Source organism: Shinella sp. BE166, assembly GCF_051201095.1.
Taxonomy (GTDB): domain Bacteria; phylum Pseudomonadota; class Alphaproteobacteria; order Rhizobiales; family Rhizobiaceae; genus Shinella; species Shinella lacus.
Window position 1 is genome coordinate 222,841 of record NZ_JBPEHL010000008.1, and the last position, 20,525, is coordinate 243,365.

Annotated in this window: 25 protein-coding genes and 1 tRNA gene; 14 read left to right on the plus strand and 12 right to left on the minus strand. The window is 57.9% G+C overall.

All coding sequences use genetic code 11. The features are described from left to right. The first annotated feature begins 14 nt into the window (after positions 1-14). The 3 genes from J2Y63_RS20780 to arsK are packed head-to-tail and all read left to right on the plus strand — an operon-like array spanning position 15 to position 3,022. The gene (locus J2Y63_RS20780; protein ID WP_435267630.1) at positions 15-341 is read left to right on the plus strand and encodes an ArsR/SmtB family transcription factor; all 327 of its coding nucleotides are present in this window, start codon (positions 15-17) and stop codon (positions 339-341) included. A gap of 57 nt (positions 342-398) precedes the next feature. After that, positions 399-1,814, plus strand: a complete 1,416-nt coding sequence (locus tag J2Y63_RS20785; protein ID WP_435267631.1) for an NAD(P)-binding domain-containing protein — start codon at positions 399-401, stop codon at positions 1,812-1,814. 2 nt (positions 1,815-1,816) lie between these two features. Further along, positions 1,817-3,022, plus strand: coding sequence for an arsenite efflux MFS transporter ArsK (gene arsK, locus J2Y63_RS20790; protein ID WP_435267682.1), 1,206 nt, complete (start codon positions 1,817-1,819; stop codon positions 3,020-3,022). A gap of 373 nt (positions 3,023-3,395) precedes the next feature. Here the strand turns inward: arsK and J2Y63_RS20795 are convergent, their stop codons facing one another. The 4 genes from J2Y63_RS20795 to J2Y63_RS20810 form a co-directional block, all read right to left on the minus strand. Next, entirely contained in the window at positions 3,396-4,271 is an 876-nt protein-coding gene (locus J2Y63_RS20795; protein WP_435267632.1) for a hypothetical protein, read from the minus strand. Positions 4,272-4,347: 76 nt separating this feature from the next. After that, on the minus strand, positions 4,348-4,848 hold the full coding sequence (locus tag J2Y63_RS20800; protein ID WP_435267633.1) for a hypothetical protein: 501 nt from the start codon (positions 4,846-4,848) through the stop codon (positions 4,348-4,350). A 256-nt stretch (positions 4,849-5,104) separates the two neighbouring features. Then, positions 5,105-5,521 carry a hypothetical protein gene (locus tag J2Y63_RS20805; protein ID WP_435267634.1) on the minus strand — a complete coding sequence of 139 codons (417 nt, stop codon included), beginning with the start codon at positions 5,519-5,521 and terminating at the stop codon, positions 5,105-5,107. A 12-nt stretch (positions 5,522-5,533) separates the two neighbouring features. After that, a complete protein-coding gene (locus tag J2Y63_RS20810) occupies positions 5,534-6,436 on the minus strand; it encodes a hypothetical protein (protein ID WP_435267635.1) in 903 nt (300 codons plus the stop codon). Positions 6,437-6,634: 198 nt separating this feature from the next. Between J2Y63_RS20810 and J2Y63_RS20815 the strand changes: the two genes are divergently transcribed. Continuing rightward, complete coding sequence (locus J2Y63_RS20815; protein WP_435267636.1) at positions 6,635-7,822, plus strand: hypothetical protein; 1,188 nt, start codon at positions 6,635-6,637, stop codon at positions 7,820-7,822. Positions 7,823-8,609: 787 nt separating this feature from the next. Continuing rightward, positions 8,610-9,011 carry a helix-turn-helix domain-containing protein gene (locus J2Y63_RS20820; RefSeq protein WP_435267637.1) on the plus strand — a complete coding sequence of 134 codons (402 nt, stop codon included), beginning with the start codon at positions 8,610-8,612 and terminating at the stop codon, positions 9,009-9,011. A 14-nt stretch (positions 9,012-9,025) separates the two neighbouring features. Here the strand turns inward: J2Y63_RS20820 and J2Y63_RS20825 are convergent, their stop codons facing one another. Then, positions 9,026-9,289 (minus strand): hypothetical protein, encoded by a 264-nt coding sequence (locus tag J2Y63_RS20825; protein ID WP_435267638.1) that lies wholly within the window; start codon positions 9,287-9,289, stop codon positions 9,026-9,028. A gap of 538 nt (positions 9,290-9,827) precedes the next feature. On the opposite strand from J2Y63_RS20825, the gene J2Y63_RS20830 reads away from it, so the two are divergent. The 3 genes from J2Y63_RS20830 (at position 9,828) to J2Y63_RS20840 (ending at position 11,212) form a co-directional block, all read left to right on the plus strand. Continuing rightward, the gene (locus J2Y63_RS20830) at positions 9,828-10,469 is read left to right on the plus strand and encodes a hypothetical protein (protein WP_435267639.1); all 642 of its coding nucleotides are present in this window, start codon (positions 9,828-9,830) and stop codon (positions 10,467-10,469) included. A gap of 75 nt (positions 10,470-10,544) precedes the next feature. Continuing rightward, complete coding sequence (locus J2Y63_RS20835; RefSeq protein ID WP_435267640.1) at positions 10,545-11,030, plus strand: thermonuclease family protein; 486 nt, start codon at positions 10,545-10,547, stop codon at positions 11,028-11,030. Between the two features lie 38 nt (positions 11,031-11,068). Next, a complete protein-coding gene (locus tag J2Y63_RS20840; protein WP_435267641.1) occupies positions 11,069-11,212 on the plus strand; it encodes a hypothetical protein in 144 nt (47 codons plus the stop codon). A gap of 59 nt (positions 11,213-11,271) precedes the next feature. On the opposite strand, the gene J2Y63_RS20845 is transcribed toward J2Y63_RS20840, so the two are convergent. From J2Y63_RS20845 to J2Y63_RS20870, 6 genes are all read right to left on the minus strand, one after another. Next, the gene (locus J2Y63_RS20845; protein ID WP_435267642.1) at positions 11,272-11,580 is read right to left on the minus strand and encodes a hypothetical protein; all 309 of its coding nucleotides are present in this window, start codon (positions 11,578-11,580) and stop codon (positions 11,272-11,274) included. A gap of 61 nt (positions 11,581-11,641) precedes the next feature. Further along, the gene (locus J2Y63_RS20850; RefSeq protein WP_435267643.1) at positions 11,642-12,481 is read right to left on the minus strand and encodes a hypothetical protein; all 840 of its coding nucleotides are present in this window, start codon (positions 12,479-12,481) and stop codon (positions 11,642-11,644) included. A 115-nt stretch (positions 12,482-12,596) separates the two neighbouring features. Next, positions 12,597-12,956, minus strand: coding sequence for a hypothetical protein (locus J2Y63_RS20855; RefSeq protein ID WP_435267644.1), 360 nt, complete (start codon positions 12,954-12,956; stop codon positions 12,597-12,599). Positions 12,957-13,208: 252 nt separating this feature from the next. Then, a complete protein-coding gene (locus J2Y63_RS20860) occupies positions 13,209-13,454 on the minus strand; it encodes a hypothetical protein (RefSeq protein ID WP_435267645.1) in 246 nt (81 codons plus the stop codon). Positions 13,455-14,070: 616 nt separating this feature from the next. Further along, on the minus strand, positions 14,071-14,376 hold the full coding sequence (locus J2Y63_RS20865) for a hypothetical protein (protein WP_435267646.1): 306 nt from the start codon (positions 14,374-14,376) through the stop codon (positions 14,071-14,073). A 141-nt stretch (positions 14,377-14,517) separates the two neighbouring features. Continuing rightward, positions 14,518-15,006 carry a hypothetical protein gene (locus J2Y63_RS20870; protein ID WP_435267647.1) on the minus strand — a complete coding sequence of 163 codons (489 nt, stop codon included), beginning with the start codon at positions 15,004-15,006 and terminating at the stop codon, positions 14,518-14,520. 568 nt (positions 15,007-15,574) lie between these two features. Between J2Y63_RS20870 and J2Y63_RS20875 the strand changes: the two genes are divergently transcribed. The 5 genes from J2Y63_RS20875 (at position 15,575) to J2Y63_RS20895 (ending at position 18,621) form a co-directional block, all read left to right on the plus strand. Then, positions 15,575-16,993 carry a hypothetical protein gene (locus J2Y63_RS20875; RefSeq protein WP_435267648.1) on the plus strand — a complete coding sequence of 473 codons (1,419 nt, stop codon included), beginning with the start codon at positions 15,575-15,577 and terminating at the stop codon, positions 16,991-16,993. Between the two features lie 174 nt (positions 16,994-17,167). Next, positions 17,168-17,707: a hypothetical protein gene (locus tag J2Y63_RS20880; RefSeq protein ID WP_435267649.1), complete on the plus strand. Its 540-nt coding sequence runs from the start codon at positions 17,168-17,170 to the stop codon at positions 17,705-17,707. Further along, positions 17,707-18,003 carry a hypothetical protein gene (locus tag J2Y63_RS20885; protein ID WP_435267650.1) on the plus strand — a complete coding sequence of 99 codons (297 nt, stop codon included), beginning with the start codon at positions 17,707-17,709 and terminating at the stop codon, positions 18,001-18,003. Before J2Y63_RS20880 ends, J2Y63_RS20885 begins: the two co-directional genes overlap by 1 nt. A gap of 11 nt (positions 18,004-18,014) precedes the next feature. Further along, positions 18,015-18,395 (plus strand): hypothetical protein, encoded by a 381-nt coding sequence (locus tag J2Y63_RS20890; RefSeq protein ID WP_435267651.1) that lies wholly within the window; start codon positions 18,015-18,017, stop codon positions 18,393-18,395. Continuing rightward, positions 18,385-18,621, plus strand: a complete 237-nt coding sequence (locus J2Y63_RS20895; protein WP_435267652.1) for a hypothetical protein — start codon at positions 18,385-18,387, stop codon at positions 18,619-18,621. Before J2Y63_RS20890 ends, J2Y63_RS20895 begins: the two co-directional genes overlap by 11 nt. On the opposite strand, the gene J2Y63_RS20900 is transcribed toward J2Y63_RS20895, so the two are convergent. After that, positions 18,622-20,232 carry a hypothetical protein gene (locus tag J2Y63_RS20900; RefSeq protein ID WP_435267653.1) on the minus strand — a complete coding sequence of 537 codons (1,611 nt, stop codon included), beginning with the start codon at positions 20,230-20,232 and terminating at the stop codon, positions 18,622-18,624. It abuts the gene before it with no gap. A 200-nt stretch (positions 20,233-20,432) separates the two neighbouring features. Between J2Y63_RS20900 and J2Y63_RS20905 the strand changes: the two genes are divergently transcribed. Continuing rightward, positions 20,433-20,509, plus strand: a tRNA-His gene (locus J2Y63_RS20905). Positions 20,510-20,525: the final 16 nt, after the last annotated feature.

Consider the following 20,525-nt stretch of genomic DNA (forward strand, 5'->3'; position numbering starts at 1 on the left):
CATAGCCTATTTCCATGATCATCGAAAAAGCGGCATCCCAACTCGAAGCGCTGGGCAATACGTCCCGACTCAAGATTTATCGCGCGCTCGTCAGAGCGGGCCGGAATGGCATTGCGGTCGGCCAGCTTCAAGAGCGCGTTGGCATTCCGGCATCGACGTTGTCGCACCACCTCAAGAGACTCGTGGACACCGGGCTGGCGTCCCAGGAGCGGCAGGCGACGACATTGATTTGCCGGGCGGACTATCCGATCATGCAGTCGTTGATTGGGTTCCTCTCGGACGAGTGCTGCGCAGACGAGGGATGCGTCGCAGCGAACGACGAAGACGAGGTGGCGGCCTAGTCGCCCCTTTTTTTACCTAATAGTTCGATCCTTCTGGAAATATAAAAGGAGAGAAGAATGTCACAGAACTCAGAACTCTCGGTGGCGATCATAGGTGCAGGTCCGGTTGGACTGGCGGCGGCGGCTCACCTCGTCGAACGGGGAATCGGGCCCGTGGTGTTCGAGAAGGGCTCATCAGTCGGCGCCGCACTGCTCGACTGGGGCCATGTGCGGGTCTTCTCCCCGTGGAAGTACAACATCGACGAAGCGGCCCGTCGGCTGCTCGAAGCCCACGATTGGGTAGCGCCCGATCCGGAAGCGCTGCCGAACGGCAAGGAGCTCGTCGACCAATACCTCGTCCCGCTCGCGGCTGTCCCGTCGATCCGGATTGGTCTCAAGCTTGGCGTGACCGTCACCGCGATCACGAAAAAGGGCCTCAGCAAGATCGCGTCCAAAGGTCGGGACCAAGCGCCGTTTGTGGTGCGCTATCTCGATGGAGAGGAAGAGCGTGACGTCGTCGTGCGCGCCGTCATCGACGCCTCGGGTACTTGGGGCCAACCAAACCCGATGGGCGTCGACGGTCTTCCGGTGAGGGGGGAGCGCGCTTCAACCAACATCTCCTACGGCATTCCCGACGTGGCCGGCCCGCGCCGGGACGAGTTCAGCGGCAAGCGGACGCTCGTCGTCGGCAGCGGCCACTCTGCGATCAACGTCGCGATCAGTCTCATGGACCTCCAAGATGCCGATCCCAAGACGGAAATCTTCTGGGCGCTCCGCCACCAAGGTGTCGACCGACTGCTCGGCGGAGGCCTCAACGACCAGCTTCCGGAGCGCGGCGCTCTCGGTCTCGCCGCCAAGAAGGCGATGGACGAAGGCAGGCTCAACATGCTGACCGCGTTCTCCGCCGAGTCGGTGATCGAGCACGGTGACAGGGTCACCGTGCTCGCCCGGACGGGAAACCAACCATTCCAGATCACCGTCGACCAGATGGTCGTCACGACCGGGTTCCGGCCGGACTTCGGCTTCCTCCGCGAGCTGCGTGTGGAGGTCGATCCCATCGTCGAGGCGCCGCCCGCGCTCGCCCCGCTCATCGACCCGAACCTGCATTCCTGCGGCACCGTGCCGCCCCATGGCGTCGGGGAGCTTTCGCATCCCGAGAAGGACTTCTACATCGTCGGCTCGAAGAGCTATGGTCGCGCACCGACCTTCCTGATGAAGACCGGATACGAGCAGGTCCGTTCGGTCGTCGCCGAGATCGCGGGCGACCACGAGGCCGCGCGCCGGGTGGAACTGGTCCTGCCGGAGACGGGCGTTTGCTCGGTCGCCCTCGGCCCGGCAAGGTCGGAAACCACAGCGGTTGGATGCTGCGGTGGCCCGGCCGTGACGCGCGACGATGCCTGTTGCGTTGCCGATGCCGTCGCGAAGGACGCGGGCAGGTCGGGATGTGGTTGCGGTTCGAAAGCCGCGTCAGAGAACGTGATCGAGAGCATTTGACGATGCCAGAAGCTAAACTCCCCGCCTGGGCGCTCGCCGGATTGGGGACAACCCAGATCATCGGATACGGCACTCTTTATTACTGTATCAGCATCCTCGTGCCCGACATCGCGCGTGATCTCGCGGTGTCGGAACCTTGGGTTTTCGGTGCGTTCTCCGTGGCGCTGCTTGTCGGTGCCTTCGCCGCTCCGACATCCGGCAAGCTCGCCGACAGGTGGGGCGCTGGCCGGGTCATGGCCTTCGGATCGATCGGATCGGCGGCCACATTGGTGCTCACGGCACTCACGCCCAGCGCGTGGGCCTTCGCTGTCGCGCTTGCCCTGATGCAGGTCGTCTCGGCAGGAGTTCTCTACTCCACGGCCTTCACCGCCATCATCCAGGCGGGCGGTCGTAAGGCGCAGACCTCCATCGTCCACCTCACATTGATTGCGGGTTTCGCTTCCTCGCTGTTCTGGCCGCTCACGACATGGCTGCATTCGGCGATGACGTGGCGGGAGGTCCTGTTGCTTTACGCCGCGCTCCATATCGTCATCTGCTTGCCCGTGCACTGGGGGCTCGCGCGGTTGACCTCCGGCGCGGTCGCCGACGCTCATCGCGCCGATGTTTCGTTGGAGGAGACGGTCGTCCAACAAAACCGCAATCTCGTCTTCCTGCTCATGTTGCTCGGCTTCGCGATCGAAGGTTACGCGCTTTCGGCGATGCTGGTGCACATCGTTCCCTTGACGCAGGCGCTTGGCCTCGGCGCAGCGGGCCTCGTGGTCGCCTCTCTCTTCGGCCCGGCGCAGGTGGCGAGTCGTCTGATCAACCTCGTCTTTGGCGGAGACCTGTCGCAGGTCTGGCTCGCCGTCATCGCAGCGGTGCTGATGCCCATCGGCATCGTCGTTCTGCTGGGGACCACGCCGTCCTTTACGGGTGCAGTCGTGTTTGCGGTTCTCATGGGCCTCGGCTCGGGACTGACGAGCATTGTGAGCGGGACGCTGCCGCTAGAGCTGTTCGGCCGACATGGATACGGATCGCGGCTCGGCTGGTCCACCTCGGCGAAACAGGTGACGTCGGCCTTGGCCCCGTTCACCATGTCTTTGTCGATGGCGGAGGTCGGCGTCTCCGCCTCCCTTTGGATCGTGACAGCTGCGGGACTTGTGGGGGCTGTGGCGTTTGCCCTGATCCTCTTAGTTCCAAAACGCTCCACGCAATTGGTCTCTGGGTAAGGTCGGTTAACGTGCCGAGGAGAATGTCGGCTGTGGGCGGATATCCGTCCAAGGCTTCTCAGTTACGGCATTTCAATGACTCAACGCAATCACGACCGATTTTCCATCGTCACGAGGTCCGCTGTTGGCGACTTCAATGGTTGGGCCGAATTGCATAGATAGGGCGCCAATCTGTCGTTCCGACACAACCCGTAGCCCGTTCCGGTGGCGTCTTTAGGGATCTGGGGCCGGACGATGTCCTTGCGCTGCGGCGTGCCGAAAAGGCGGCGATACTCGCGGCCGAGTTTTGACGGGCTGTCGCTGTTTCGCCGCTGTTGAGGGTGGCAATCGTCATATTTCCCCTCCGTAAAGATGATTGATTTGGTCGACGCGCTCAGCGCGCCGAACCCCAAGGCATTTCAACGCGCTTTGCCACCCACGCCTTATCGATTCCGGGCTGTAGCGCGTCATACACCTGCAAAAGCTGATCGCCTCGAAACGTTGGCACGGGCGACCGCAGTGCGCTGTACGCACTGCGTCGTACGGTCAGCCGGCCGCGCTTCACATCAGCAAATTCGATCTCGTAGCCGCTATCTGCGCCGTTCACGTAGTGGAACCTGACAAGCCATTCGGTATCGTCCAACCTGGCAAAAAGCTCCACCTCAGAAACGGTGACGGGCCTTGCTTCAAGGTCGTGGGGCGCGATAAACGGCGACCAATCGCGGTTGAGGAACAGGTCAGTCAGACCTTCGGCAATATCCAGCCTCGCGGCTGGGTCCCAAAGCATCAGCTGGTGAGCAGCGTCAATGTATTCGCGTACGCCTTTGCTAATCGACTGCAGCGATTTTTCGTCGTCGCCCATGTCCTGGGCACGGAACCGCAGCATCCCCTCGGCGTGATTGAATTCCTCGGTGACGTCGAAGACTTCAATGTTGTCCTTAAAGTTCATCGATTGGCGTACAGCAAACTGATCATAACCGAGGAGTGGCGCGTCTTCTTCCGGGAATATGATTTCCCAACAGCCATAGCTCCGGGTGTCTTCAGGCCAACGCCGCGCGCCAAAGACGGCGCCCGAGTGAGCGAGGTGACGAAGCTGCGGGAGCGCATGGGAGATCGCGATCGCGAGTGTAGGGCCCGTAGCTTCCACGGCCGCGTCATCGTATTTCGAGTAGACATACAACTCGAACTCGCAGAACTTCACAGCATGAGGCACAGCTTCGGTCACTTTGGAGGCCGGGTAGACGGGTGTATTCTCGGTGGGCAGCGTCATTGGGTATCTCGCATTGTATACTTGAGGGGAAGTGCTCGATAGCCCCCTTCAGGTCTATCGAGATTCATCTCGAGGTCTAAAACGGGGGATCAAGATAGAAATTGTCATTCGCGACAATCATCTCTGAGACTTTTTGCTGGATGGTGTCAGGAGACTTCCGCTCGAGGGCTCTCTGACCGATATCATCTGCGACCAACAACGTGGCCTCGGCGATCAGTTTTTCGATACGCGGCGAATAGCAACGTATACGAGACTCGATATCGACCAGAGCCATGAGCGCAAGCACCGCGGGTTCGTCCGCAAAGCTGGCCGCGACGTCGCAGATCGCTGCTTCATGCGGAAGCTGGAGAACATAATCGTCTTCTCTCCGTTTATTGTCCCCATCCAGAAGCTCGATGTAGCTGCCGGTGAATCTGCATTCCAAATTGAAGTCGTGCATCGGCTTGATACGAAGCCGTTGCTCTTGCCGTCCAACCTCGTCAATGATGTCTTTGACACCGTCAGCGAGTTCATTGACGTAACGATGCCCCGTATCGTCAACCGGCCGAAGGGCGAAAAGGCTATCGAGGTAGCTCATCGATTTCCCTCCTTTAGGACGCGTTGAAAAAGGTCGCGCACGGGGCCTGCGAAGAATTCGCTTTACCACTGTGCGGCGCGAATGAGCCGTGACCCGAATGTGATTTGGTCAGAATGTTGTGCTCGTGGAGTTTCCGGAGATTATTGAGCATGAGTAAGCTTTCCGCACACCCAGGTGTGCAAGTCCGAGTTCAAGAGATGGTTGGATGAAGTTGGTTGTCAGTAATCAGACTCGGCAACGCCAAGCCGCTGAAGGGTTATGCAATTGGCGATGTTGCGGCGATGAGGGCTTTGCTGCGATCAGCTTCGCCTTGTGTACGCGAGAAACTTGTTTGCTCAGAAGCGGCCTCGACGGCGCCCATGAAGGCACTGAGCGCGTCGAACCCCGTGGTGAACGCTGCGGACACCTCCCAGCGGCTACTCTTGGACGCAATCAGGTTGATGCTGTTCAGTGCCCTTTCGAGATGTTCTGCGTCAGAATCAAGAGCATCGAGCAAGTCGCACACTGCGCATGCCGCGGGGAATTCGCCGATGATCCCTAGAAAAAGATGCTTCCCCCGCTTTACGATCGTCAGCTTGTCCGGCTCTACCGCGAGCTCGAGTTTGGACAGGGGCGAAAGGGGATGAAGCTTGGCTACGGTCTGGCGAAAAGCATTGATCGCGTTGTTTCGCATTGTCATTCCTTTTCAAATCGCGGTTGCCGGAGCCGCTTGCGACGCCGTTGGCCCAGACAAGTCGCGGGCGGTCTCGAGAATCCGAATGACTTCAAATTCTCGCTGGCGCCACGCCTGGACGAGCGGAGTGAATGTGTCGTTATTTGAGACAACGCTGTCGCAGAGCGGCGCCCCGTCGCTAGCAATGTAGGTTCCAGGGACAAGGTCAGCTCCGTAGACGATCTCCGAAACCATCTGCACGAGATTGCGGTCGACGCGAGAAACTTGCGTTGAACATCCATGCGTTTTAACCGAATTCGGCGTGTTCTTGCTCCCACGTGCGTTACGTTCAGAGAGTTTCGGGCAGTATTTTTTCAACGCTTTGTATGAGAAGCCGAACTCCTTGGTCAGGCGGGAAAAGCTCGGCATCACGCCTTCCTCTTCCTCGATGGAGCGAACAGCAATCCGGATCGCTTCCGCAAGCTTATGGCCACGACGAAAACGTTTGCGCGGGGGATATTCTTGTTTCGCATTCAATTCGGCGCAGGGATTCTGCTTACAGATTGCTGGCATGATTGCCCCCTTCTGTTCGTTGAAGTCGATGATGTTGCCGTGATACTTCGCTTTGGCGATGCGCGGTCCACCTTCAAGCTGGATGCCAGTTCGAATACATGCGCCTCGGAGGTGGCTTCGCGTGACACGGAGACCGTTCATCGCGTCCTCGAAAGTGACGTCCGCGTTGGCGAGCTGCTTGATCAGGAGAGATGGAAGCCGCGGCTTGCGCGATTTCTGCGAGCTTTCCACCTCTGCTCGGTAGACAGACTCGTGGTTCCACCTTTCTACAAGCGCCATGTGGCGATCACTTTTCACAGGCGTAGGATGCTGAGGTGGGGCGCTATTCTCGGTGGTCATCTGTTCGGCCGTTCCATCTGTCATGTTGTTTCCTCGCTTTCTGATTTCAAACGTAAAAAAAAGATTTGCTGTCGGCTCAAAATTCTGGCGACAGTCATATTGTCTAATAAAATCAATTGCCTGACGTCATGTGCGACATGGTGCGACAACGGTAACGATGTCTGTTGAAAGAATCTTAGGGGGCGGCGTGCCTTAAAAAGCCAGTTGTTTTGGGGCGTTGGAATGACTGAGAGTAAATTCAACTTTAGAGAGGCGATGGAAAATCAACCTTCCGTCCGATCGGATCCAGATGAAGAATTCGCCCAGGAATCGGAGGGCACGATCGTGAATGAACCCGCACGTAACAAGCAGACGCTGAACATGCTTGAAAGCGGTTACTTGGAACGTGCCGAGGTTGAGAATGCCCAAGCTGAATTCAGGCAGAGCTTGCGCGCACAGGTGCAACGGGCGGAATTGAGCAGAGTGGATGCGGAAGCTCAATGGCGTGCTAAAACGGGAACAAATCTCACTGTTCGGCCCAGATATTTCGATATCAAAGGTGGATTGTTGGCATTGTGGGATATCGCGATGGCAGCATCCTGGGTCGTCTGGCGCGATCCCGCCCAAGTTCTTCGATTTGTGCCGCAATCCTACCAAGGCGCCAGAATCTGGTCTTCAAACCGTGACTTTGCAGTGCCCTCGAAAGGACGATTTTCTGAGTTCGCGCGCGTCGCGCGCAATGGCGGCCACACACTTGTCGAGTTCGGAAAGCCAGAATTCGATGGAAGCCACGGCAGCAGCTTTATCGGGTACGATGGCATGCGTCATTCATTGGACTTGACTAGTGCCTGGATGCCAAAACTGCAGGGTTATCTGGTGTCGGGCCTTATTAAATCGGTTGGAGACGCGATTTCTGGACAACGGAACGATGTGGCGATTGGCTGGCAGGATTGGGTGGGCGCCGATTGGGCAATCCAGGGCGGACAACTTCAACTCGTGAAAAACGCCGAGCGGACTTTCTCAAACGTCCGGTTTATCGCGCAAGATGTGATTTCTGCTTTCAAACCGGCTAACGCGGTGCAGAAGGACGTCTTGGTTTGGAAGGACAATGAAAAGTTAAAGGAAATATTGACAGAGACGCAATTTAAAGCGGCATCTATATTGTCGAGAAAAGGTGGCGGTGAGTTCAAAATAGAAACTAGCAAAGTTGGAGTAAGAAATAGAAATCTTATGAATCAAATTATGGAAGATGATCCAAATTTCTTTGCCGATATGACAAAGGCCAGGACGCCGGAGAGATTTTTCGAGCGGCTTTTTGAACGAAAATGCTTTGTTGAGAGCGACTACGTCGAGGTGGTTGAGGTGCTTGTTCGCACCGACCTATTTAAAAATCAGCCGTCAAGGAAACGCGAGGATGATTTCCTTACTTAATGCCGATTCTCATGAGGTCGGTGTGGTCAGCAGTATATAGTCTAGAGCCGGGGAACCTTAGGCGCCCTGTGCTCAACGAGCGGCGGTGACGGACGCGGCGAGCCTTTTGTCATTCCGGCAATACGCCCCGGGGCTTGGTATTGATACGCCATCACTGCTTCGCTGACGGCGATACTTTGGCATCGGGGACGTACACAGAGTTGTGGCCATCGATCGCCCGAAGTCGGAGAACTCATGTGCATATCGGAGGTTGGCGCCAAGCCTACGAAGCGGTTCCTGCAACAAGCCAACGCGGGGGGGCGGTCGAAATCCAGGCTTGGTAAGATCGCGACGAGGGCCGAAAGTTTCGGCTCCTCGCGCGTACGACCTCGGCCTCGTTGAAGTCTAGATTTCCGAAAGAATGGCGCCGACATGAAGCGGCCGCGGAAAGCCGGGTGCGGATACGAAAGATCACGCACGGGCAATGCGGAGCAAAACACAGGTTACAAAAAGGGAGCCCATGGCTCCCTTTTTTATCATTCGGACCACGAGGCTTTAGTCGTATCGGAGCCTTCGTGTTCCGAATTCAGCAGGCTTATTCGAGGCACTGGGGAGACCGACGACATGCCCACGGCAACGATGATGCTGTTAGCCTTTGCAGGCATCAAGCGCCGGTCGGTTTAGCGAGGGCATCCGTGGGCCATCGGCGATGGCATATCCTCCTCACGCCCGGCCCGCCGCATTGCGGATCAGTATCTTATGTATTATATATGAGACTTAAATCCAGTTTCCGTATCGGATACAAATCATGTTGGGCATCCACAAGAGCAAGACGACAAAGAGGGGCTCAATCGTTCACCCCCGCGTTGAGCGGGGTCTTCGTAAACTCGGCGAAGACATCAGCCTTGCACGTCGAGCGCGCCAGATGTCCGCACAACACTTCGCGCAACAGATCGGGATTTCCAGGGCCACGCTCCACCGTCTCGAGAGCGGCGATACGGGGATTGGCATCAACACCTTGGCGATGGCGCTCCATGCCCTTGGCCGCCTCGACGCCCTCATCGATATCGCAGACCCTATCCACGACCATGTGACGATGACCCGGCTCCGAGAAATAGTACCGAAGAGGGTGAACAAGCCGAGGAAGACGGCGGGCGCCGAGACCTTCGGGTTGACCGAGAAGAAGGACGGAAAGTTCGTGGGGTTCTGATCAGCCGCACTTTTCTAAAGATCAAGCTTGTCCATAAGCATCTTGGATTCAATGCTCGCCCGGAACTGATGCAATGCCTGCTCGAGGGCGTTCTTGGCTCCCAGCACGACGAAAATCACGAACGAAAAGAGCAGCATGTGTGCGAGGGTTCCGTAGGCCCAGAACGCAAGGCCTGCACCAATGACAACGGAGATCATCGTGTTGATGACCTGGTCGCGGGCTTTGACCTTCGTGTGGGCCGCTAGCCGCTGCATGTTGTCGTCGAGTTGGGGAGACATGTCATGTCCTGTCCTGTGCAGGTTGAATCATGCGGACATTCTCACGGTTTCGGCGGCTCGATTAACTCAAACGGCAAGGGTGTCATTCGGCGTTTTCAGGCTCCATTGGAAAACTCCGCAGTAGGCCCTTTGATACCCTTTAGGGATTCGATTTCCGTTGCAAACGCGATCTCGTCGGCGACGCAGGCCAGGACGTCAGGATGAACATACCCAGCGTCCACAGCCGTCGGAAGGTCATCATTGGAGACAGTCGCGTAGTTGCCGCGGGCGAGCGCAAATAGGCCGGGCTGGGATGTGGTAGCTTGGCGAAGGTGCCCGCTTAATTGCCGCTACGCATCCGGGTAAAGTCCCCACGGGTCTTCAGGTCTATAAAATCCAGACATCAATCATCTCCCTAGTTTTGGTGTCTGAGATAATTGTGTACTCGCCAGCGGCACCTATCGTTTTCGCCGGCACGATTTCTAGGCGACCAGAGTCGTGCTGTGACGCACCCGACTGTATGCCAATCTAGCTGGTTCCATGATCGTGGAGGGGAAGCATGGGTTGGGTTGTAGTGGTCGGGGTCGTCTTGATCGGCCTGATTTTTCAGATGTCGAAAAGCAAAGGATCGACAACTCCCGCGATATCGGCCAACCCCGCCACGCCATCGGTAGAAGAGAGCCGACAGCGGTTAGCGGCCATGGTCGATCACAATAAGCGCCGCGCCGCGATCCTGCCCGACGACGAAGCTAGGGAACTAGCCGAGGCTCTGCGGGTAGATGCCGAAACATATTGGTCGCATGCCTTCAACACCGCACGACAGGCCGGAAAGGATGAACGGTTCTGCACCCACCTCGGTCTGTTTTCCACGGCGTGCGCCATCCTGACTGGAGAGCAACACCCTCCGAAATCTCTTAACGGTGGACTCAACCTAGAGACCGTTCCCTTCGAATCCCTCCAGACAGATGAAGCACGATCTGCGTTCATCGAGTACTGTGTTGCGAAGGTGATGCCCGCACAGGCAGACTGGTCCGCGCTCAACACTGCGCTGTTGAAGTTCGGTGATGAGGTCTTTGCAAAGAGCAAGTCACAGCCCAACCCCGACGGCTACATTTTCGAGATGATCTATCGGGAAACGCTGGACTGGCAGAAGTTTTTAGCCGAAGCCATCAGTGTCCAACTGAAATCGCGCAACCAGTAAAAGTTTCTGCAACCCATTACAAAGACCTCAACTTCTCCGGGTTAGCGTCATCTCGGGTTTCATGGGGAGACGACGATGACCGTCGGCCAGCTAGTTGCAGTGTCCGTGGTTGTCGCGTTCGGCGGGGGCCTCGGGGCGACATACCTGACGACCGACGGGCGCGTGCAGGCGACGCAATCGTTGGCGGTGACGGCCAAGGCGCAACCAGTATCTTTCCGACCATACACGATTTGCAGCGGCTCGAAGCGGGCCCACTGCGTTGTGGACGGGGACACCCTCTGGCATGAAGGCACGAAAATCAGGGTCGCAGATATCGATGCGCCCGAGGTTGGGGAGCCGAAATGCTCGTCTGAAGCGGCGCTTGGAGCCAAGGCCACCAGGCGGATGCTCCAGCTCGTGAATGCGGGACCGTTTGAATTCCAGGCGTGGCTAGGCCGCGACGAAGACAAGTACGGCCGCAAGCTGCGGGTGCTAGTCCGCGATGGCCGTAGCCTCGGCGATGTCCTTGTTTCCGAGGGCTTGGCACGGACCTGGAGCGGTCGGCGAGAGCCTTGGTGCTGAAATGATAGACCCCGCACTCAGCGGGGTCAGCAACACATATGACAAAGCGTGCGCTCGATCCGGGCTATGTCGTCAAGAATCTCCTCGCGTTCGGAACTGTCGGCCCATCTGAGGCGGTTGCGGAGATCGTCGACTTCACGCTCGAGCTGATCGGCGAGCTGGGCGTCGTCGTGCCGCCATGAGCGGCCCCATCTCGTCGCCATCGGTTCGGGCTGGGGCTTCCTTGGCATCCTTCTCCCGATCACTCGATATCCGGATACTCGATGTCTCCGAATTCATTCACATCGTACGCATAAGCCTGGTGCACCCGTAGTCCCTCGGCAAGCGCCGATTTGCGTGCGGCTCTGACCACGGGTTCGATCTTTCGACGGATGATGTGGGTTTCGAGATCGATGACGTTGGATGGCCGTCGCGCAGCGGGGCGGGTCGCTTCGTAGGCCGTGAGGCCGCGCACGTACCGCGTCATGCGCTCCTGCTGTGCGGGGGAATATCCCTGGTACGCCTCGATAGCCCAAAGCGCCAGAACCATTTCGTCGAGTTCTTCTTCCATCGTGATCTCCCTGCCGCTCCCCTGGCGGCTACAGACATTGTGTGACCGTCGGCGGCGAGGATCAAAATCGGCCGAAAGAACGCCGTGGTGCGGGCGGAAAGGAGCGGACCCCATGACCTAAGATGTCGTCGATAGCGGCGTTGAACAATTCAACGAGGTTCTGTGCAGGGGGCTCGTTGCGCGGCCCCATAAATTGCCTGACAAACGTGCTGGTCACGCCGTCGTAATCCTTCGACACCAGCTCGACGGTAGCCCGCGGCACGCCGTCGAGATCGCGGACAGAGTACAGTCCACACTTCGGGTTCTGGAGTTTCGCGTCGTACGAGCCGCTCCCTACGCAATGGCGCATTCGTGTACTTTCGACGTCGAGGGCGGCGGGGGACAGCAGTTCGACAACCGTGTATCCCAAACCGAGATCGGCGACGTGGCGCTCGTCGGCGGCCGTGAGGTCTCGCTTGGTCGTGCGTTGCGGATGTCGGCCACGCATGGATTTTACTGACTCGTTGTACAGCCCCTCGACAGTGCCGCATTTCATAAGTTTGAGCGGCCGACCTTTGTCGTCAACTCTAGCAAGCCAGCCGTGATGCTCCGCGCCCGCGAGCAGTAGCCAATCGATCACTTCGACGATTTCGTATTGATATGTGCCGAGGTACGTGTCGGCGAGGATAGTCCAACGTCTGTGCGTAGAGTCGAAGCTACGCATGTCGCGAGACGGCGACGGGGCATCTGCACCCGCATCGACATCGCGGTCGATCCGACGCGCCCATTTGATATAAAGCCTGCCGATCGACTCTGAGATGAGTTCGGGAATGATTTGGTTGACCATTCGCATCGGCTCGGCATCGAGTTCCCGGAGGAGGACCTTCAATCCGATCCGTTCGTCATCCGTGTATTCCATCATCGCGCTCACTCCCAATCGCGGTCGACATAGTCGTTGCGAACGATGATGTCCGGGCTCCATGCATAGAAAAAGCCGCCCGAAGGCGGCTCTGTCGAAATCTTGGTGAACGGGGTGCTCAGGCGGCTATGGCGATATCACCCGGGAGCTGGCCGACTGCTTTGTACGCGAGTAGCTGAGCGAACCTCTCAGTGCTGCAGTCTCCGATCCTGGCTTTCATCAACTGATCTATCGCAGAGGAGCGGTTAGCCTCATTGCTAGGAAGGAACTGCCACGAGCGCGACACTGTTTCGTGAAAGAACCGGATCATAGCAAAGTCCTCGAGTTCATCTCGGCTCAGTTGCGCGATGAACGCCTTCGTGAATTCGCGGCTCGAAAAATCCAGTTTCTGAGACAGTTGCTGCTGGCGTTCCCGGATGACATCAAAGATTACCGAAGGGCTTTTCTCGTTCTGCAATGCGATCATAAGTTCAGTCATCTAGTAATCTCTCCAATGAGCGAATGTCTTCCTAAGAAAATGGTTGCGTCATCGGCCGAATGACGCAATCCTTTTTGTATATTTCTTTGTATATTTTTCAGTCACCCAGAAATGCGATGAACCTCCACTTGAAGTCTTAGTCGATTCCGCGGTCGGCAGACCAGGACATTGCTTCCTGTTCGAGCGACGGATCGATGTCATGCTCTTTCGGGAGAAGTTTGACTCCCATTGATCCGCCTCCACCACGGAGCCTCAGACGGCGAGAGCGTAAGAGGTGACGTCGTAGTGTTGATAGCGGACGAGTTCGCCGGGGAGCTTGGCTTTAAGGTCTTCGATGGCCTGGTATCCCAAGCTCCTCAGGTCGACACCGTCGGCGGCGAGCAGCCACTCGTCAATATCGTCGAAATCGACGTCTCTATCGAGGAATTCCGGCGGCTCTTCGTCGACTCGCCAGAAATCCATACCGTAAAAGATGATAGCGTTCGCGTTGTAGCCCATGTTTCCCTCCCTCAGAACTTCGGCGTGTATGTTGGGCCCTCGCGCCTCGGTGACGCGATGATCCTGTCCACAAGAGTAGGTTCGTAAGCCGGCCGGCGGAAATCGCGGACGACGTTCTTGAGCATTTCTTCATGGACGTTCGCCCAAATCGTGTGGACGTCCGTCCAGGCCTGAAAAAGCGTCTTGCCAGTGCGTTGCGCACCACGTTCCTTATCCCCGGTCGGCTCGAGCCGAGCGAGAATCGGCCACCGCAGAGCGTCCGGGTCCTCCTGACAAACGGACATCGGAATGCCGCGCTGCGCACAGATGCAAGGCACAAAACAATGGGGAAGCCGAAGCCTCCCAATTCACTTGACGCCCCTTTGATATCTCCCGTTCCGGGTGGACCGGTCACTAGGCGAGGGACCCCTTACAGCCGATTGCAGAGTCCTGGCGATATGGTGGTGACGCGGCCGCACCGGTCAAATCGGGAAACTCCGTTTATCCGGGTAACGCCGATTCTCATTTGCGAAGTAATGGGGGGAAATCGGATAAACGCACTGAAATGCAAGGCAGGGATGACCGTCAGCGTGGGTCGGAGAAAAAAGATGACCCCAGCATCATCCGAAACCCAAAGTCACGCGACATACCGACGGCGCTTGATCAGCCGAGCAGTCAGAGCGATCCGGGACTGCTCGCGGTCGAGTGTGCGGACCTCGACCAGGTGGTCGATAGCGTAATCGAAAATACGGTTGAGCAGGCTGGACTTGAGGGCCTCGCCGTCGCCGTCCTTTTTGAGAGACCTCAGCGCCGCTTTGACGGCCGCCGATAGCGCCTCGTCTATCGCCGACGGTTGAGGCTTCCCGACAGCCTTGCGTCCGACCCTGGTGCGCTGAGCCGACGTCCGCTGGCGTTCCGTTGTCTTGTAGAATCCCTTTGGCATGCCCGCGATCTCCCCAAACGCCGTTTCAAACCCATGAAACGCCGTTTCGATGCAAGCGGCAAAATTGCGGCCGAGATACGCAGCCGCCGCAAGTCTTCTTAAATCAAGTTTGGGACATCCGTGCCCCATTCTCACATCATCTCAAAGCATGGCGAGTTTGATCCGACGGACGCGCGCTTCACGGCTCAACGCCGGATACGCCAAGTACTTCGGCTTGAGCGAGCGGTTGACGCATTCCGCTCGGATCGACATCGGAGCGCCGACTTGGAATGTGAAGACGTCTCCGAGTAGACGCTCGATCTCATTTGCCGTTTCCCCGCCGCGCTGGAGGAGGATCATCGCAACGTCGGCCAATGCCTGGCGCGTCGTGTCCGCATCCCTAAGCACCGTCTGCATTTCCGCTGACTTCTGCGCTATGGCTGCGCGACGATCACGCTGATGCCGTGTCTTCCGTGCGGTGCGTTCTTCCGGCGTTTCCCCGGAACGATCCTCCCGCGTCTTCCGACCGCGCTTTGATTTCGGCTTCGGCGGGGTACTATCGTCTTTGACCATGAGAGCCAACATCGCGACATCCATTGCGGTCAGTGCCGGGTCCTCAAGTAACGCTTCGATCATCGTGTCAGTCGCCATGTCGTTCTCCCCGTCGGCGTTTATATGATGAGGTTGCCGGACGGCGAAACACCGCACAATAGAAATCTACATGTAGATTTGCATTTTTTCGCGCTCCGAAACGACGGCTTCGCCCTCTTCGACAAAGGACTGCTCCTTGACCACAATGAACAGGGAAACCAGGTCGACAGGATACTGAACCCAGGCAATTAAGTCCTGCTATCGTCTGGCGCTACCGCTAAATGCTGTCGACCGCTTCGATTTCCGCTTGCTCCAGACTTCGCCGATATGCATGCTGACTAAACAAGAACAAGCGAAGCGCCACGCCAAAAATCTTCGCGAAGCCCTTGAAACCAGAATCTGGTTTCATCCGAACCCCTGGCTTCAAAGCGCTATCGCTACTCGGCTTCATTCCATTGAATACAGCGCGCACAATGAAACCCAGACTCCTTAATTAATACCACCGTCGAAGGTTATCGGACTTCTCAGCCCTGGACGATGTTCTTGGCCAGTCTCATAGATAAACTTGAAAATAGTGCTTGCGTGATGCTCCACCGACGGCAATCCTTGTGTGAACGGGGAGGCGATCTTGGAACTACAACAACCGACACAGCTGGAAGACATGGGCAAGCCGAAGCACAAGCTTCATGGCAAGCGCGGCCCTTTCCTGGAAGTTGTTGCGAAGTCGGGCGTCTCGACGAACTACATCTGGCAACGCTCAGGCGGCAAGATCATCCGCGGCGCTGACCGCAAAGGCATCAAGGCCAAGAACTTCTCCGTCGAGGCCGTACGCGCGAATGAGCAGACGTCGCCGAAATTCGAGGTGCCGCGGGTCGTCATCGAGACGATTCAGTTCGACATCAAAACCCTGAACGCTCAGGACGTTGCGATCTACTGGAGGCTCTTCGCGGAGGCGCGCTTCCAGGGTATTGCCGACGAGAACCACACGATCACGATGACGGCCCTGAAGGGCTATCTCGATAGCCCGCAGCGCGCGCGCATCATCGCTTCGATGCAGAAGCTGACGACCGTCTCGATGTCCATCCGCGTGAACCAGGCTGACGCCCATGGTCGGGTTTCCATGCCAATGCTCGAGGCCGTAGAAGTCTCTAAGGATACCGTAACTTTCCGTCTCCCGACCGTCCTCCGCAACGCCGTCCTGGCGAGCCGCGACTACGCATGGATCGACCTCAACGCCATCCAGCGCTTCGAAAGCAAGTTCACCGCCGCGATCTATCTCAAGCTCTGCTATGAAGCTGGCAAGCATCACAGCCGTCGCTCTGGCGTTGCCGAGAGCCGTGACGCATTCCGCGCGCGCCTGCAGATGCCGGAATGCACGAAGGCCAATGTTCTCGAGGGTGTGATCTCCCGGGTGAAGGCCGATCTTCTCGCTATCGACGGCCCGCGCCGCCGCTTCGACGTCAAGTTCGTCGTCGAACACCAGGGAGATATCCGCATCGAGGTCGGTACGGCAGCGCGGAAGCTGGCGGAAGTGAAGCCCAAGACGATGACGCTCAAAGCCGTCTTCGAGATCGTCGAAGCGAACAAGGGCGTTCTGGCGATCCCACGGAACCGCGACGCATCCATCGTTCGGTTCCGCCAGGCGGCAACGCTTCTCGACGCACCTGTTCGGTACGTTGCAGACAAGTGGCGTCTCGACGTCTACGGCGCCGCTGCATACCCGGACCAGGCGTTCGCTGGAATTTTCGGTCGCGACTTTATCCGGTTGATCGATGAGTTCGGGGCAGACGACATACTCGAATATTGGTTCAACAAGCGCGATTTCAGGGAGCTGGGCGGGGTCCGCAAGGTCGAAGACGTCGGCGTCGCGAAGCCGCGGAAGACCGCGACGGCGGTCGTTGAGGTCCTTGAGCCTGAGGTCTTCGAAACCGCCGCCGAGGACGATATCCTCGCGACCGGTCATTTCGACGACCATGACTATGGCATGCCAGAGTTCTCGGAGCCGACGGACTTCGTTGACTGCGACGACGCTGACATACCGTTCTGATCATTGATCGCACTCTATTAACCGGACACGCGGGCAGGTTGTTGACTGCAGACTCGGTGCCCGGCACAACAGCCTCAGAGTTCTGGAGCCGAAACACATGACCGCACTGCGAATAGCCGTAGCCGACTGACCGCCCGCAAGGGCCGCCACCGCTATCTATTCGCAGGAGTCACGATGTCCTATTTCCGCCGTAAGTTCTATTCGGCCGACCACCATTTTGGCCACGACCTCATGCTCACCCACCCAGGCCGCCCGTTCCCGTCTGTGGAAGCCATGGACGAGGCTCTTATCGACGCGTGGAACGCCGTCGTTGGCGACAGCGACATCGTCTATCACCTCGGCGATTTCAGCATGAACCTCGGCGACGAGGATCGTGTCCGTAACATCTTCGCTCGTCTCAAGGGTTCGAAGGTCCTGATCCTCGGCAACCACGATTACAAGCGCCCTAATGTCATCCACCCGACGCTAGCGCGGTTGGATTGGATGACGTCTCCGACGGCGACGCTCGAGACGACCGACGAAGGCCACCGCGTCTACCTGAGCCACTACGCGCACCGTGTCTGGCCGGGGGCGCACAAGGGGGCCTTCCACTTCTACGGCCACTCACACGGAAACCTGCCGCCGCAGGGCCGTAGCCGTGACGTCGGGGTTGACTGCGCCGACGTCGGCTATGCGCCGAGGACATTTTCCGAGCTGACGAAAGGGATGACGTGATGACAGGGGAGGACCTCAACGCGCTCTACGGAGCGATGATCATGCCGTCGGCACGTGTCGCCGTTCCAGAAGCATGGATGCCCGCTATCCACGAAGCGATGCAAGCGTTCGTGGGCTTGCCGCCCGATGTCCGCGCATTTTGTATCGTGACGGATATCGCAACGGATGCCGAAGGCGACTTGGCTTTCCACTGCGCGTTACTGCCTGATCATCTCGGTCCAGAGGGACTGCAGCTGATCCGCGAGATCACAGACCGCGCGCTGGAAGCGACGTCGGCAATCGGAGTTCGCAGCTAATGGAAAGTCTCATGTCACAAGTTATCGTCCACGCGCACCCGGACATGTTCATGTCGCCACCGCTCGTGGAAATCGGCGGGGGCTGGCTCGGCGTCGCCGAAAAAGTAATTCAAGACCTCAAGTCGCTACACCCGGGTCTACGCGTGGGGGCGATGTTCAAGGACAGCCAGGGAATGCTCCAGGTCGACGTGGCCTTCGAAGCTGGAGACTATGACAGCGATATCCTCGATCGTGTCCTCGAGATCACGTCTCAAGCGCGCTTGTATTCCGCATGGGCATGTCATGTAGACGGTAAGCCAGGATGGCTCGTAGACGCCCCCGATGGCCGCCGGCCTTTATGCCCTGCCTGCCAGAGGCGGCGCGGATTAAAGGGAATGCGGCATGCAGCATGATATTCATGACTTCGTCGGAGCCGCGGGCGAGTACGTCTGGTACTCCGTGAAATTCAACGCGGCGTGCCTGCCGCTAGACGTCGCGGTCCCCGGGGCGCTGCGCGGAGAAGTCGAGGCGTTGATCAAACGGTACGTCGAGGGCGCGCGGCTAACCCCGCACTGGTCGGCGGACGCGTACGAAGAACTCCGACCCCGGTTCGCCGAGCTGTGGACAGGCCGCCCCTAATCAGGCGGCCATTTTCTCGACTTCGTCCGCCACGATGACTTTCTTGTCTTTGTCGACGAAGATGGGTTGAGCGCGCCATTTTTCCCAGGCGTCGATGACGGCATTGCTCCACAGGAGCATCGCTTCGCCCTTGAGCTTCATGTGCTGAATATCGCCATAGCTTTCACCCGTGATCTTCGCGACTCTGTTTCGTGCCCAGACCTCAAACTGCGCATCGGTCATCTTCTTGTCCGGTTCGCCGAGATCGATCGTATGTGACAAGACAACAGACGCTCCGCCCGGAATACCCCATGTCTCCATCGCCGTCGTCAATGCCCGCCTGACATCGTGGGGTGACCAGTACTCAATGCCGTTTAGTGCGAGGAGATCGACAGCGTTCGGGTCGTCCTTTGCTCTGTCATCCCGGGCCGCGAGCCGCTGGAGGAATAGACGGGGAGCATTTCTGTCGATCTGTGCGTCATCGCCATCCTCGGAGGGGAATGCCCACTTCGAACCAATGTGTTTTGACTTGAGCATGAAGTGCGTCAGTACGTCGGCGGCACGGGGAGGGATAGGAAGGACGAAGCGCTTCCTGTTCTTCATGACCCCGTCTCGCCACATCGCCTGAAACCAGCCTTCTTCGCCCTTCGCCGTCCAGGGCTGGACATCCTCGTGCTGGAGGGCGAGCGCCGCTGTTACGCGCTGCGATGTGATCATGATCCAGACGAATGCCGAGAACACGTTGTCCCGAACTCCGTGCTGTACGCCAGTGCGTCCAGGTAGACGATGGTCGAGAAAATACTCGCCGAGGGCCAGGACCTTGCCGATCTCGTCGATGGTGGGCTGTCGATCTCGAGCGTTCATGACGCTGTCCTCGGTCAGCATTAGCCACCAGGGTTGGTGCTGCTCCATTCCGGACTGGCCCCGATGATGTTGATACGTGTAACCAAGGACGGTGCGAAAGCCGCGAACGGCCTTCTTCGCCATGGAAACACCCGAGACGCCGGAGTTCTCCCGTACGTCGTCACGGATGTCTTCAGCGATCTTCGAAGTCAATTTGGTGATAGGGAGCCCGATAACATCGACGAACTCGTCACGGCCAAAAACCGTCCGCACCTCGGCGGCATAGGTATCCTTGATAGGCTTCTTGTTGTCTGGTCTTGACCTTCTTTCGATCCAATTGTCGACGGCCTGCTGGAGGGTCCAGGCAGCCGCGTGCGCTTCCTCGCCGCGAGCGCGTGCAAGGCCCTTCTCCGCGGCTTCCAACGCCTTACGGGCATCGCGACGTCCGTAAACATCGAACACGCTGTAGTAGTTGGCGAGGAACGGCTTCACGATTTCGGGGTCCCGATCCCTTAGGGCGCGAACAATCTCGTTCAGGTTACGTGCTTCCTGAGGAGTAATAAGGCGGGTTTCAGTCATGCCCTTAGCCACCGCCGCGTATCCGATGGTCGTGCTGCCCTTGTATCGACTCACCCAAGCCGCCCGCTTGCCGATGACTCGAAGCTCGAGCGCTTTCCTTTCCGAAATGCTGTCCGAGTAAATCCGATCCCCTGCGGAAAACGGGTCAGCCAGAAAGCGCTTCATCCAACCCGTGGTGATGTCAGCTGGGAATGATGGGGTCGCTGCCATTCTTATGCTCCTGCGTGTTAGGCGCTTTTCATAACATCGCCATAACATTTGTCCAGTGTTGACAACGCCGAAAGGAAAGCCCGAATTCTCGGGGTTTCGATGGTTGGACCAACGAGGCGAGATCGCGGGAATGCAAAAAAGCAATATTTGACAGATACTTAATCGCAATCAGAATGATATATGGCGCGATTTTCTGAAGTGCGGTTGTAGCTCAGTTGGTTAGAGCGCAGGTTTGTGGCACCTGAGGTCGGAGGTTCGAGACCCCCCAACCGTACCATTTTCACTCTTCAAAA